This is a genomic window from Cognataquiflexum aquatile, assembly GCF_003316845.1.
Taxonomy (GTDB): Bacteria; Bacteroidota; Bacteroidia; order Cytophagales; family Cyclobacteriaceae; genus Cognataquiflexum; species Cognataquiflexum aquatile.
Map to the genome: position 1 here is coordinate 342296 of NZ_QMIK01000001.1, position 13485 is coordinate 355780.

13 protein-coding genes and 2 tRNA genes are annotated in these 13485 nt (G+C 42.3%); 6 read left to right on the forward strand and 9 right to left on the reverse strand.

Going from position 1 to position 13485, the window contains the following annotated elements:
* Positions 1-178: 178 nt before the first annotated feature.
* Together DQW11_RS01490 and DQW11_RS01495 are read right to left on the reverse strand one after the other, a co-directional pair.
* Positions 179-250, reverse strand: a tRNA-Glu gene (locus tag DQW11_RS01490).
* A 39-nt stretch (positions 251-289) separates the two neighbouring features.
* Positions 290-364 (reverse strand) — tRNA-Glu (locus DQW11_RS01495).
* 192 nt (positions 365-556) lie between these two features.
* Here DQW11_RS01495 and gap point away from each other — a divergent pair.
* Positions 557-1552, forward strand: a complete 996-nt coding sequence (gene gap, locus DQW11_RS01500) for a type I glyceraldehyde-3-phosphate dehydrogenase (RefSeq protein WP_113922212.1) — start codon at positions 557-559, stop codon at positions 1550-1552.
* Between the two features lie 2 nt (positions 1553-1554).
* On the opposite strand, the gene DQW11_RS01505 is transcribed toward gap, so the two are convergent.
* From DQW11_RS01505 to DQW11_RS01525, 5 genes are all read right to left on the reverse strand, one after another.
* Positions 1555-1923, reverse strand: a complete 369-nt coding sequence (locus DQW11_RS01505; RefSeq protein WP_113922213.1) for a hypothetical protein — start codon at positions 1921-1923, stop codon at positions 1555-1557.
* Positions 1923-3143, reverse strand: coding sequence for a BaiN/RdsA family NAD(P)/FAD-dependent oxidoreductase (locus DQW11_RS01510; RefSeq protein WP_113922214.1), 1221 nt, complete (start codon positions 3141-3143; stop codon positions 1923-1925). Before DQW11_RS01510 ends, DQW11_RS01505 begins: the two co-directional genes overlap by 1 nt.
* A gap of 2 nt (positions 3144-3145) precedes the next feature.
* Positions 3146-4687, reverse strand: coding sequence for a helicase HerA-like domain-containing protein (locus DQW11_RS01515; RefSeq protein ID WP_113922215.1), 1542 nt, complete (start codon positions 4685-4687; stop codon positions 3146-3148).
* A 92-nt stretch (positions 4688-4779) separates the two neighbouring features.
* On the reverse strand, positions 4780-5187 hold the full coding sequence (locus DQW11_RS01520; RefSeq protein WP_113922216.1) for a DUF4332 domain-containing protein: 408 nt from the start codon (positions 5185-5187) through the stop codon (positions 4780-4782).
* 27 nt (positions 5188-5214) lie between these two features.
* Complete coding sequence (locus DQW11_RS01525) at positions 5215-5667, reverse strand: DUF937 domain-containing protein (RefSeq protein WP_113922217.1); 453 nt, start codon at positions 5665-5667, stop codon at positions 5215-5217.
* A 164-nt stretch (positions 5668-5831) separates the two neighbouring features.
* Between DQW11_RS01525 and DQW11_RS01530 the strand changes: the two genes are divergently transcribed.
* Positions 5832-6599, forward strand: coding sequence for a tetratricopeptide repeat protein (locus DQW11_RS01530; protein WP_113922218.1), 768 nt, complete (start codon positions 5832-5834; stop codon positions 6597-6599).
* Positions 6600-6835: 236 nt separating this feature from the next.
* Here the strand turns inward: DQW11_RS01530 and DQW11_RS01535 are convergent, their stop codons facing one another.
* On the reverse strand, positions 6836-7438 hold the full coding sequence (locus DQW11_RS01535) for a tetratricopeptide repeat protein (protein WP_113922219.1): 603 nt from the start codon (positions 7436-7438) through the stop codon (positions 6836-6838).
* A 17-nt stretch (positions 7439-7455) separates the two neighbouring features.
* Positions 7456-8274 (reverse strand): 2,3,4,5-tetrahydropyridine-2,6-dicarboxylate N-succinyltransferase, encoded by an 819-nt coding sequence (locus tag DQW11_RS01540; protein ID WP_113922220.1) that lies wholly within the window; start codon positions 8272-8274, stop codon positions 7456-7458.
* 35 nt (positions 8275-8309) lie between these two features.
* Here DQW11_RS01540 and DQW11_RS01545 point away from each other — a divergent pair, with 35 nt between their 5' ends.
* The 4 genes from DQW11_RS01545 (at position 8310) to mnmE (ending at position 12714) form a co-directional block, all read left to right on the forward strand.
* Positions 8310-9434: a glycosyltransferase family protein gene (locus DQW11_RS01545; RefSeq protein ID WP_113922221.1), complete on the forward strand. Its 1125-nt coding sequence runs from the start codon at positions 8310-8312 to the stop codon at positions 9432-9434.
* A 459-nt stretch (positions 9435-9893) separates the two neighbouring features.
* Entirely contained in the window at positions 9894-10556 is a 663-nt protein-coding gene (locus DQW11_RS01550; protein WP_113922222.1) for a metal-dependent transcriptional regulator, read from the forward strand.
* Between the two features lie 323 nt (positions 10557-10879).
* Positions 10880-11329 carry a thioredoxin family protein gene (locus DQW11_RS01555; protein ID WP_113923160.1) on the forward strand — a complete coding sequence of 150 codons (450 nt, stop codon included), beginning with the start codon at positions 10880-10882 and terminating at the stop codon, positions 11327-11329.
* Between the two features lie 2 nt (positions 11330-11331).
* Positions 11332-12714 carry a tRNA uridine-5-carboxymethylaminomethyl(34) synthesis GTPase MnmE gene (gene mnmE, locus DQW11_RS01560; protein WP_113922223.1) on the forward strand — a complete coding sequence of 461 codons (1383 nt, stop codon included), beginning with the start codon at positions 11332-11334 and terminating at the stop codon, positions 12712-12714.
* Positions 12715-13485 lie beyond the last annotated feature (771 nt).

Here is a 13485-nt window from a genome sequence, read left to right on the forward strand (position 1 = left end):
CTTTTTGTCATAAACAATTTAACCCCACCATGACGGAAAAGAAAACAAAAGATAGAAAAAGAAAAACCCGGCCTAGAAGACCGGGTTTTCATTCACTTTAACCACTAACAACCATAAAACAAATTCTTCATGCATACTCTCATATGCAATCCGAAAGATGAAAAACATCAATTTGTTGTAGTCGATACGGGAATCGAACCCGTGTTTTATCCGTGAAAGGGATACGTCCTAACCCCTAGACGAATCGACCATGCAGTCAAAAAGAAAACACTGGATTTTTCCAGTGTTTTGGTAGTCGATACGGGAATCGAACCCGTGTTTTATCCGTGAAAGGGATACGTCCTAACCCCTAGACGAATCGACCATTTTTGTGGGTTTTGACCTCTTTTTTGAAAGGTGTTGCAAATATAGCGGGTTAAAACAAGAATGCAAAACAAGACAGAAAAATATTTGGTTTTGGAAGTCAAAACATTGATAACTAACCTGAAAAAATATTGGAAGCCTTTCCCCGCAAATCCTTACTTTCGCCTTTGATTTATAGTCCCAATTAGCTGACATGAAAAAAACGAGAGTGGCAATCAATGGCTTTGGCCGTATCGGAAGGTTGACTTTCAAGCTTTTACTTGAAAAAGAAGACATCGAACTCATCGCTGTCAATGACCTTACGGACCCTGTTACCCTTGCCCACCTGCTTCAGTATGATTCTGTTCACGGAAAATACCCCTTTGCTGTCAAAGCGGTAGATGGAAATATTGTTGTGAAAGGAAAAACCATCCGGATATTTGCCGAAAGAAATCCGGAAAATATTCCATGGGGCGATCTTGACATCGATATTGTGTTGGAGTCCACGGGCAAATTCACTGAAAAATCACTTGCCGAAGGCCACCTCAAAGCAGGCGCAAAAAAAGTAATCATCACTGCCCCCTCTCCCTCAAAAGATGTCCCCACAATTGTCCTTGGAGTCAATGACCATATTTTAACCGGAAAGGAAACCATCATATCGAATGCCTCTTGCACGACCAATTGCCTTGCTCCAATGGTCAAAGTATTGGAGGAAAACTTTGGTATTGAAAAGGGATTTGTTTCCACCGTGCATTCCTATACCAATGACCAAAATTTACACGATGCCCCGCATAGGGACTTGAGAAGGGCCCGTGCCGCCGCCTACTCCATCATTCCAACTACGACCAATGCTGCCAAAGCCATGGAGATCGTATTGCCTGCACTGAAAGGGAAAATTGAGGCTTCTGCAATGCGTGTACCTGTTCCGGATGGGTCCCTGACGGATTTAGTGGTGTTGTTGCAAAAAGAAACCACGACAGAGGAATTGAATACTGTCTTCAAAAAAGCATCAGAAGGTTCTATGAAAGGAATCATTGAATATGAAATTGCTCCGATCGTCTCTATTGACATCATCGGTAATCCTCATTCCTGTATTTTTGATTCCGCCCTGACTTCGGCAAAGGGAAATCTTGTGAAAATTGTGGGATGGTATGACAATGAATCGGGTTATTCCAACCGCTTGGTGGATCTGATTCAAAAAATCGGGTGATTCTAACTGTTTTCTCCTTGATCCAAATGGGAACCTACCTGGTCAATCGCTTCCTGCACAGCGTCCAAAAACTGACCTAAATGAACCATAAAGTCTTCATTGAACCCTTTTTCGGAAATGATTTCTTTGCCTTCCTGAATAATCGCATTCAACATGTCGATCTCAAACAAAGCCAAGGCGGGTTTTACCTTGTGGCGGATTTGGGAAATGATTTCCAGATCCTGCAATTCCGAACCTTCCAGGTATTTTTCCTTGAGCTCAGAAAGTGATTTATACAAAGCGCTTACCAGCTCAGCCTTGAACTCGGCATCGCCTTCTGACATTTCTTCGATCCTGTCAAAATTGACGGGCAATTGGTTTTCGAGCATCATTATTTTGGTTGTCTTGCGCTTACTCCTGCTACATATCCGGTACTCCAAGCTGCCTGAAAATTGAATCCTCCGGTAATTCCATCCATATTCAAAACTTCTCCGGCAAAATACAAACCCTCTACGAGCTTGCTTTCCGTCGTTTCCGGATTGACTTCATCCAACACTACCCCACCTGCTGTCACGAACTCCTCTTTGAATGTGGTCTTTCCCTCTACACTTACAATATAACAAAAAAGATTTTGAACCAATTTATTGAATTGCTTTTTTGGTAAATTTTGCCAAAGATTATCAGCTACAATTTCTGATTTTTCACAAAGGTGTTCCCATAGCCTTGCCGGAATTCCCAACAATGCATTGGTATTGATTTTCTTTTTGGGATGCTCATGTTGGAAGGAAAGCAGCTGACGGACAAGTCCTTCCTCCGTCCAGTCATTGCCCCAACGGATATGGGCTTTGGCCTTATATTGTTGGTCAAAAAGCCATTTGGCTCCAAAAGCGGAAAGTTTAAGCACCGCAGGACCACTCAAGCCCCAATGGGTTATCAACAAAGGTCCCCGGTAGGCCATTTTCGTTCCCTCAAGCCTTACATACGCATCGGGAACAGAAATCCCCATCAGCTTTTTGATCGGTTCCTGAGGAGTATTGAAAGTAAACAGGGATGGAATGGGAGGTTCAATCTGGTGCTTGAAATTGGAGAGAAAATGAAAACCGTCAATTTTTGGGTTCCCCCCGGTACAGACGATCAACCTGTCAAATTCCAAAACTTTATCTTCGGAATGAACCTTGAAACCGGATTGATCTTTTGAAATTTCCTTCACCCAAAAGTTGAAGATAACCTTAATAACTGATTGATTGGCTGCAGATTGTAAAGCATCTATTATGGATTGGGAATCATCGGAAACAGGAAACATCCTGCCATCAGACTCGGTTTTCAACGCCACTCCCCGGGATTCAAACCATTGGATGGTGTCTTTTACTGCAAAATGGCGGAATACTTTCTTGAGGAATTTTTCTCCCCGAGGGTAGTTTTTGGAAAGATGGGATATCTCAAAGGCAGCATGGGTGACATTGCACCTACCGCCTCCCGATATCTTCACTTTAGCGAGTGACTTGGAAGTCTTCTCGATGATAGTCACTTCAGCATCCCCTTGGGCGGCATGAATGGCAGCAAAATACCCTGCCGCACCGGCTCCAATGACACCGATTTTTAGCCTGCCCACCCTTATCTTCTTTTGCTTCCCGAAAATGAACCCAATATTCCCCTGGTCAATTCTCTGAAGATACTTCTTCCGATTTGTCTTACCATGGTGTTTTTGCTGAGTTCTTCGATGATGGAGGTTTCCTGAACGGGTTTTCCTTTTGATTTTGCACTTGGAATAGGTTGGTTTTTGGAAGCTTCTGCCGCAGCTTCTGCCCTGCTGATCTTTTGATCCAAAAGTTCAAAAGCACTTTCCCTGTCAATTTCAATATTGTATTTTTTGACAAGAGAAGATGACCTGACCAAACTGTCGATTTCACCTTCTGTCAAAATATCCATTCGTGATACCGGAGGCCGCAATAAGGTATGTGCCAAAGGCGTAGGAATGCCCTTTTCATTCAACACCGTCACCAAAGCCTCCCCAATTCCCATAGAAGTCAGTACCTCATCTGTTTTATAAAAGGTGGAAATGGGATAATTCTCTGCCGTTTTTGAGATGGCTTTACGGTCCTTGGCAGTAAAAGCCCTTAATGAATGCTGGATCTTTAAACCCAACTGTCCCAATACATTATCCGGAACATCTGTAGGTGTCTGGGTGCAGAAAAATACCCCTACCCCTTTTGACCTGATCAACTTCACTATGGCTTCAATCTTCTCAATCAAGTCCTTGGAAGCGGTAGAAAAAACCAAATGGGCTTCGTCAATAAAGAGACATAATTTTGGTTTGTCGGCATCGCCCTGCTCGGGAAATGACTCATAAATCTCCGAAAGCAAGCTCAACATAAAGGTCGAAAATAGCTTGGGTTGGTTTTGGATATCAGTCAGGCGGATGATCGAAACCACTCCTTTGCCATCCACTGTTCTTACAAAATCCTGCACATCAAAGGAAGGTTCTCCAAAGAAATTCTCTGCCCCCTGCTGCTCCAACTCAATGATTTTCCGCATGATCGTATTGACCGTGGCGGAGGAAACAGCTCCAAACTCTTTGGCAATTTCATCCTTGCCCTCATTGATCACAAATTGAAGTACTTTCTTGAGGTCTTTGAGGTCAAGCAAAGGCAGGTGATGCGTGTCACAATACCTGAAAACCAAAGCTACCACGCCCCTTTGGGTATCGTTCAATTCCATAATCTGGGAAATGAGTACAGGACCAAATTCAGACACGGTGGCTTTGAGCTTCACTCCTTTTTCATGACTGATGGACATCAGTTCCACCGGCAGACCGGTAGCCTCAAAATCAATCCCGATAAGGCTGCTTCTTTTTTCGATGTGGGAATTCAAACTTCCGGCCTGCGCAATGCCGGACAAATCACCTTTGAGGTCCATCAACACCGAAGGAACTCCATGGAGTGAAAGCTGTTCTGCGATCACCTGAAGGGTTTTTGTTTTCCCTGTACCTGTGGCACCGGCAATCAGTCCGTGACGGTTTAGGGTTTTGAGGGGTATTTTTACCTGCGCATTAGCAATTGGTTCATGGTCCAAAATCCCTGTTCCGAGGATGATGGAATTCCCCTTGAAGGTGTAGCCTTGCTCTAAATGTTGTTTGAAATCTTCTGATTTACCCATAGCAAAAATTGAAAAGGAGTGAATTTTCAGCTAAAATAAAAAAACCTGAATACAAATAGCTGTATTCAGGTTTTTTGTAGAATGATTTGGGATTAATGGGTGACGACAGGTTCCAAAAGTTTGGCCTGTCCGATAAAATCCTCGATTTGGGACAGTGCGGGAACAGCCCTGGTGAGGTTTTTTTCTGCATTGGTATCAACCAAGGCTTTGTGAAGATTTTCAGCATTTCGGGTTCTCAGTTCTTTGACAGTATCGACTCCGGCAGCTTTGAGCAATTCGGCAAACTGACTTGCGATGCCGTTGATTCTAAATAGGTCAGCCATATTGACCCAATCAAGGATTACACCTTCTCCGATTCCGCTTGCATCGGCTATTTCTTTGCGGCCTTTTTTGGAAGCTCCTTTTTCCAAGAGCCCTTCAACTGTACTGATTCCGGCTGCTGCCAGTTTTTCTTTGTTTGCTGGACCGATTCCTTCGATCATGGTGATGGTTTTTGCCATAAAATTTAACTGTTTAAGTGAAAGAAATTATTTAAAGAAATTACCTAATCCACCTTTTAAAAGGTCTCCTGCCTTTCCAAGAAAGGAATCCCCAAGTCCGCCGCCGATCATTTTGGTAAGGTCAGAGATATCCAAGTTGCCTTCTTTGTAATCGGAAATGGCCTTAATAATAGCAGGGAGAATTACTGTACTGATTTTACCTGCAATCTCTGGGGAGACACCCATTTTAGAAATGAGGTCCTTGTCCAATCCACCGAGTAGATTTTGAAATACCGGTGACTGATTCGCAGATGCTCCCATATTCACCATATCCAATATCCCGTCCAGGTTTCCTGAAATGGCCTCCCGGCTGATGGAGGATACCAAACTGTCTTTTGACAAGTCCAAGGCCTGCTTGGCCTGGTCTGGGTCAAGACCTACTTTTTCTTTCAATCCTGCCGTAAGTTGGGCGGATACTTGTCCTATTATTTCCTGAAGCATGGTGTAAATGGTTCTTATTTTGAGACAAATTAATCAATAATCTGTTTTCGTGGTTTTCTGAAATGGTTTATTTTTTGATCTGTCCCACACTTTTTTACCATTGTTTTGTTGATTAAAGGTATTTACTTTGCTTCAGTTAAATTACCAAATCCCAATATTTACCAATGGTTTTGATCAAGCTTGGTTACAGTTCAGATTCTATTCTCAGGGTTTTCTTAATAGGAGTAATTTTCCTTTTCTTCGCTTCGCCTGTTTTTGCGCAAGTCAAACCAAATTTGGGGGGATCGACAAGGTTGATGAACAGTGCTTTGGCAGAAATGGAGAAAGGGGATTATGAAAAGGCCAATGCTTATTTCAGACAGATCATTGAGAATAACCTGTCAATTCCACCTGAAATGCCTTACTTTTTTGCAGAGACACTTTTTCAATTGGGACAATATGACAACAGCCTTAACTTTTTGACCAAATACCTTGAAATCAACGGGTTCAAAGGGGACAATTATGAAGCAGCCAAAGCCCTTGAGGCCAAGTTAAAAACCAACATGGCTGCCATTTACAACTGTAAATTGTGTGATAACCGTGGCTACCGTTATTTGAATTGCCCTACCTGTGAAGGTGAAAGGCAGATCGAACAGGCATGTATGTACTGCAAAACAAGGGGTATGGTCGGCTGTACCAAGTGCAGGGGTTCGGGATTGGTGACCAAAAAAAATGTATTCAATATTGTGGAATACTACGAATGTGAAAAATGCTCCGGTGACGGAAAACATACCTGTCCCAAATGCATGGGAAGTCTCAAGGAAATGAGTGATTGCAGGACCTGCAAAGGTCAGGGCAGGTTATTGTCTGAGGAGATCTGTGACCATAAACCGGGAACCCAACCGAGACATTTTTCTACCGGATTTGAAAAATTGAAAGAAATGAGCCATTGAGGGGTGGTTATTTGGTTAAGGGTTAATGGTTATTTGGTTATTTGGTTATTGGTTTTAGGTCCCTGAGCTTGTCGAAGGGTTGGTTATTGGTTATTGGTTATTTGGTTTTAGGTCCCTGAGCTTGTCGAAGGGTTGGTTAATTGGTTAATGGTTATTTGGTTAAGGGTTAATGGGTATAAAAAGAAAAAACCTGAGGGGACTCAGGTTTTTGTGGTATAGTGTATCAGGAAGATTTTTTACTTGCAATATTTATCCATCGCTACTTGTGCCTCTTCGTGACCAAGCTTGATGGCTGCACGGATATCTTCACAACCTGATTTTTTCTTGTCTGTCGCAATCTTCAGCATGCCCCTATAATAATACGCTTGCCCAAAATTCTTATCCATCTTGATGGCTGTACTGTATTCTATCATCGCCTCGCCGGTATTCCCAATTTGGTGCAATGCCCTTCCTTTCAGGAAAAAAGCCATCGCGGGCGCTCCGGGAATCTGCACTGCGTAGTCCGCAAACAACAATGCAGAGGTATGGTTTTTCTGCTTTTGGTAGATGTTGGAAAGACTCATCAAGACTTGTGTATTTTTGGAATCAACAGCATAGGCAGCAAGGAAGTCCTTTTCTGCTTTTTTGAATTCCCCCAATTCCTCATAGGATCGGCCTCTGTTGTAGAGGCCTTTTAAGTACTTGGGGTTGTTTTTCAATACATTGTCATACTCCTTTACTGCCTCCTCGTATTTTTCTTCGCTAAATAAATTATCTCCTTTATTGGAAATATTTTCCGAACAGGCTGACAAAGACATTATGCCGATAAGGGAGGCAAAAACCCAATGCTTTACTTTCATTTTGGTAATGGTAATCTTTAAACGGCTACATTATTTTCTCTTAATGCATCGTTGAGGGAGGTTTTCAAGTCAGTGGAAGGTTTCCGCTGACCGATGATGAGCGCACATGGTACCTGAAAATCACCTGCAGGAAACTTCTTGGTCAAAGATCCGGGAATAACCACGGACCTTGCCGGAACAAATCCTTTGTATTCTTTTGGTTCAGAACCGGTGACATCAATGATTTTTGAGCTTGCGGTGAGGGTAACCCCTGCGCCGATCACTGCTTCTTTCCCGATCCTCACTCCTTCTACGATGATTGCCCTTGAGCCGATAAAAGCACCATCTTCGACGATAACCGGGGCCGCCTGAACGGGTTCTAAAACCCCTCCAATTCCCACTCCGCCGCTGAGGTGGACATTTTTACCTATTTGGGCACAAGAACCAACAGTTGCCCAAGTATCAACCATCGTGCCACTATCCACATATGCCCCAATATTTACGTATGATGGCATCATTATTACGCCACTTGCCAAAAAAGCACCATACCTCGCTACTGCGTGGGGAACTACCCTGACACCCTGCTTGGCATAATTGGTTTTCAAAGCCATTTTATCATGGAATTCAAAAGGTCCCACTTCGATGGTGTGCATTTTTTGGATGGGGAAATAAAGGATTACCGCCTTTTTTACCCAATCATTGACCTGCCAAGAACCGTCTTCCAATGGTTCAGCAACCCGGATTCCGCCGCTATCCAATTCAGAAATCACGGTTTTGATGGCGATTTCTACTTCCTTTTCTTTTAACAATTCCCTGTTTTCCCAGGCTTTTTCGATTATTGACTTTAATAATTCCATATTTTTGGTTTCGGTCTTCTAAATTTTATCCATCAATGCAACAAATCCCAATTGTGATCGCTTCTGTGTTAAAACCACTCAAAGATCCAAGGGCGTATTATAGGTTTGCATTTTCATTGCGTGAAACAAATAAATACAATATTAACATCATAGGATTTTCCTTAAAAAAAGAACCTGAGGAAGAAAACATCAAATTCCATTCTATTTTCTCAAAAAACAGAAATGACAATTCAAGAGCACTCGCAGGAGCGAGATTTTTTAAAAGATTATTCCAAATCAAGCCAAAACTGGTCATTGTTACCACTTTTGAGCTTTTGCAGGCTGCAATTCTTGCCAAATGGATGTTGGGATTTGCCTTGGTTTATGACCTACAGGAAAACCACGTCCTGAATCTCAGTCAAAACAAAACCATGTCAGGATGGAAAAAAGATTTATCCAAAGCTTTCGTTTCTTTGATTGAATCCTGTTCAAAGCCTTTTATAGACCATTATTTCTTTGCGGAGAAAGTGTATCAGAAAGAATTCCCAAAAATTAAAAGCCCTACCCTCCTCCCCAACAAGTATTATGGACCTGCACAGGATATCAAGCCTGTTTCTTTTGCTTCAGGTAAAAACCTCCGGTTTCTGATATCAGGAACATTGACGGAAGTATATGGGATTTTGGAAGGAATTGAATGGTTTATATCTGTTCTTGCCAATTATCCACAAGCTACCTTGACTGTCATCGGACATGTCCCGATACAGGGTTATTATCAAAAACTTTGCGAAGCAACCGCTGACCAAAGGTCGATACAGTTCGAGGGATCAGAAAATCCCATTCCCTATTCGGCTATTTTAAAGGCTTATGCCGAGTCGGATATTGTCCTGCTTCCCTACCATCAAATCCCAAGTATCAGCCCCAAAATCCCGAGTAAAATGTACGAGAGCATTGCCTTGGGAAAGCCTTGCCTCTTTCAGGTCAACGCAGAATGGGAAGATATCTGTTCTGTTTATCCTGCTGGAAAAGCAATTGACTTTAGGGATTTGACACATTCTCAACAACATTTAAATGACTTTTTAAAGGGAACATATTTTGACCTCAAACCCGGGGATGAGGTATTGTGGAAAAGTGACGAAGCAAAATTTTTAGAGGTTGTTGCGCGGTTGACCGAGAAGGTTTAACCATTTCCATACCCACTTATTATCTTCTATAATACAAGCCAAATTCCTTTTTAGGAGCTTCTAATGGCGTTTTCGTGTTAAGGTAACAGCTTCCTTTTGGTCCATTTTGAGCACATACTATTTACCTGACATGATATAGGAATCAAGCTACTGTTCCTTTTTTATCCACTCACCACAAAAAAGTTATCCACTATCCTGCCTGTTTGGAAACTCCATTCGGATGTCAGGAAACTGAACGGCGTACCGTTGTTTGAGCCAATATATAAAAAATATGGTGTCATAAATGATTGTTTTTCAATGTCTTAATTCTATATTTATACTTAGCTAATTTTATTTTTAGCCTACCCTAAATCATAAACCACAGTATTGTTTGAGTTATCCACAGGCGATTTAGACACTATAAAACTATTTTTAAGGTCAATCTAAATTTCTATCTTTGGGACTAAACCAACGAGAACCATGATTACCCTCACCTCTGCTGAAGAGAATTATTTGAAAGCCATCTACCACCTGTCTGATGGTGGAAAGAAGGGCGTGTCGACCAATGATGTCTCCGCTGAAATGAAAACAAAGCCTGCCTCTGTCTCGGACATGCTTCGGAAGTTGGGCGAAAAAGAAGTGATCGAATACCGCAAATACTATGGCCTTCACATTACTGAAGAAGGAAAAAAACTTGCCCTCCAAACGATTCGCAAGCACCGCCTTTGGGAAGTGTTCTTGGTGGAGAAATTAAAATTCTCTTGGGATGAAGTCAATGAAGTAGCCGATGAATTGTCCCATGTCAAATGCAAAGTTTTGATCCAAAGACTCGATGAGTATTTGGGTTTCCCCAAGTTCGATCCACATGGCGATCCCATCCCGGATGAATACGGTGATGTACGGGCAAGACCACGTCAACTGCTTAATGAGCTTGACCTTGGTTCAACAGGTCAGATCGTTGCTGTCAAAGACAGCAGTCCTGCTTTCCTCCGATACTTGGACAAAGTGGGTGCTTATATCGGTGCCAGGATCAAAGTCATGGACAAGACAGAATTTGACGGTTCTGTCGAAATCCTTGTTGATAATAAAAAGTCAATATTCATGTCAAAAGATGTGGCGGGGAATATTTTGGTGATGGTGTAAAGGAGGGTTGAATGTTGTAGTTGTTGTAATGGTTATAGTTGTTGTAATTGTTATCTGCTTCGCGTTGTCGTTTTTGTCGGGTTGGGGAAGTTTAGGGTTAAAGGTTATTTGGTTATTTGGTTAACTGTTTCTGTCGCAATCCTGAATTATTAATTCATCATTCTTAATTCTGAATTTCCCAAAATGTTGGGTCTTGTGTCTCATGTCTCATGTCTTGTGTCTTATGTCTTGATACTTGATACTGAAAAAAAGACTTTTCCACGAAATTGAACTTCAAACCAAAGCAAGTCGTTAAATTGGAGTAAAATATGATTGACCAAAATATGAAAAAGTTATTTGGCGCTTTGCTGATCACCCTATTCAGCTTCCAAATCACCATGGCTCAGGATAAAATCACCTGGCTGACATTCGAGGAAGCCGCAGCCAAAACTGCTGAAAATCCCAAAATGATCTTTGTGGATGTTTACACCGATTGGTGTGGATGGTGCAAGAAAATGGACAAGGACACTTTCACCGATCCTGAAGTCATTGGCTTTATCAATGAAAATTTCTACGCTGTCAAAATGAATGCTGAGAATGGAAATAGGAAATTTAGTTTTAAAGGAAAAGAATATTCAGAAGCGACCATGGCCAGGGCGATGCGGGTAAGTTCTTACCCCAACTTTGTAATCATGGATGCCGTGATGGAAAACATCGCCCAATACCCGGGATATAGAGAACCTGTTCCATTTCTCGCCGGATTGGATGAGCTAGTCAATAAATTCGGCAAGTAAGTATGTCATTTTCCCTGCACGAAAAAGAAGATACCATTGTGGCATTGGCCACCCCTCAGGGAGTCGGTGCCATTGCGGTCATCCGACTTTCGGGAAAAGATGCCATCAAAATCACAAACAGTGTTTTTAAAGGGAAAGACCTGGAAAAGCAGGCTTCCCACACCATTCATTTTGGAACTATCCGCGATGGAGACAAAATCATCGATGAAGTCTTGGTCTCCGTTTTTGTCGCACCGAAATCCTTTACCAAAGAAAACGTCGTGGAGATCTCCACGCATGGGTCTTCCTTCATTGTCAATCAGGTCATCAAATTATTGATCCGTCATGGAGCAAGACCGGCCAAACCGGGAGAATTTACCCAAAGGGCTTTTCTCCATGGGCAGTTTGACCTGGCACAGGCTGAGGCAGTAGCTGACTTGATCCATTCAGATTCTGAGACCTCCCACCAAGCAGCCATGAATCAAATGCGTGGTGGCTTCAGCAGTGAGATTCAAAAACTCAGAAATGAGCTGATCCATTTTGCTTCGATGATCGAGCTTGAACTTGATTTTGGGGAGGAAGACGTGGAGTTTGCAAACAGGAATGACCTGAAAGTCTTGGTGGAAAAATTGCTTCTCGCCGTTGAGTTGCTGGTTGCGAGTTTTGATTTGGGCAATGTGATCAAAAACGGTGTACCAACGGTCATCGCCGGAAAACCCAATGCCGGAAAGTCCACCTTGCTCAATGCGCTTTTGAATGAAGAAAAAGCTATCGTGTCAGAAATTGCCGGCACCACCCGGGATTTTATTGAAGATGAAATCAATATCGGCGGTGTGATTTTCCGCTTTATCGATACGGCTGGACTGCGGGAAACAACAGATATGATAGAAGCAATCGGTGTCAGCCGCACACAGGAGAAAATGAAAACGGCATCTCTGATTCTGTATCTTTTTGACCTGACGGATACCGATATGGTTGAGATCAATCGGGATATCAATAGGTTGGAAAATCAGGGCGTACCCTTTGTCAAGGTGGCCAACAAAATAGACAAAGCCTCTGCTGAGTTTGTCAGCGAACTGAAAGCAAAGTATCCTGACACCATTTTTATTTCCGCTGGGCAAAAGGAAAACCTTGAGGTGTTGAAAAGCCGCATTTTGGAGTTGGTCAATCTGGACAAGTTCAGGACGGGCAATACCATTGTCACCAATATCCGGCATTACGATTCCTTGGTCAAAACAAGGCAGTCGCTTTTGGATGTTTTGGAAGGTTTGGACAGGCAGATCACCAATGATTTTTTGGCGATGGATATCCGCAGATCCCTGCATTACCTTGGTGAAATCACAGGGGAGATTACCACAGACGACCTATTGACCAATATCTTTTCGAAGTTCTGTATCGGGAAGTGAGTTAGAGGTTGTCGGGTTGTCGGCTTCGCGTTGTCGGGTTGAAAAAGTTGTAATTGTTCTAGTGGTTGTAATTGTTGTCTGCTTCGCGTTGTCAGGTTGTCAGCTGCGCGTTGTCGGGTTAGATTTGTTGTAATTGTTGTAATTGTTGTCTATTTCGCGTTGTCAGGTTGTCGGGTTGGTAAAAACACCCTGAAGGGGTGGCATGTTTATAGAAAAAATGTGAAATGAGGTGGGTTTGGTTTTGGCTAATTTGATGGGCAATTGTGAGGAAAGCTTTCCGCCAAAGCAGGGATGGTGATTTTTAACCACAGATTTAAATGATTTGCACAGATTTTTTACCACATAGGGTCATAAAGAACATAGAAGTGGATTGGTTCCGCCACGATGGACAGGTGTAATGGTTTTCGTGTGTTGGGGTTGTTGAAAGCCTTTTTTTACAAAACAAAATCTGACAGATACCGCTCAGAAATAACCGGTAGTTTGATTTCGGATTTAGGATCTTTTTCGGTAAAGAAAGACACCTCCCGAACACTTAATCTGAGTGAAGAATCAATTTTTAGGTTCGAAATGATACCAAAAAAAATGGAATTCAATAAAATCATAGCTAGAAAATGGGTTATCTGGCTGGGGGCTCAACTCTATTCATGAGAGGAAAAAATCATATTTGGAATTCATTTTTGGCAAGGTAGCCCTTTGCCTTTTTAGGAAGAATTAACCATTAAATAACTTGGATTTGAATTCACTGCTTTTTATCAACCATATGTAACATGT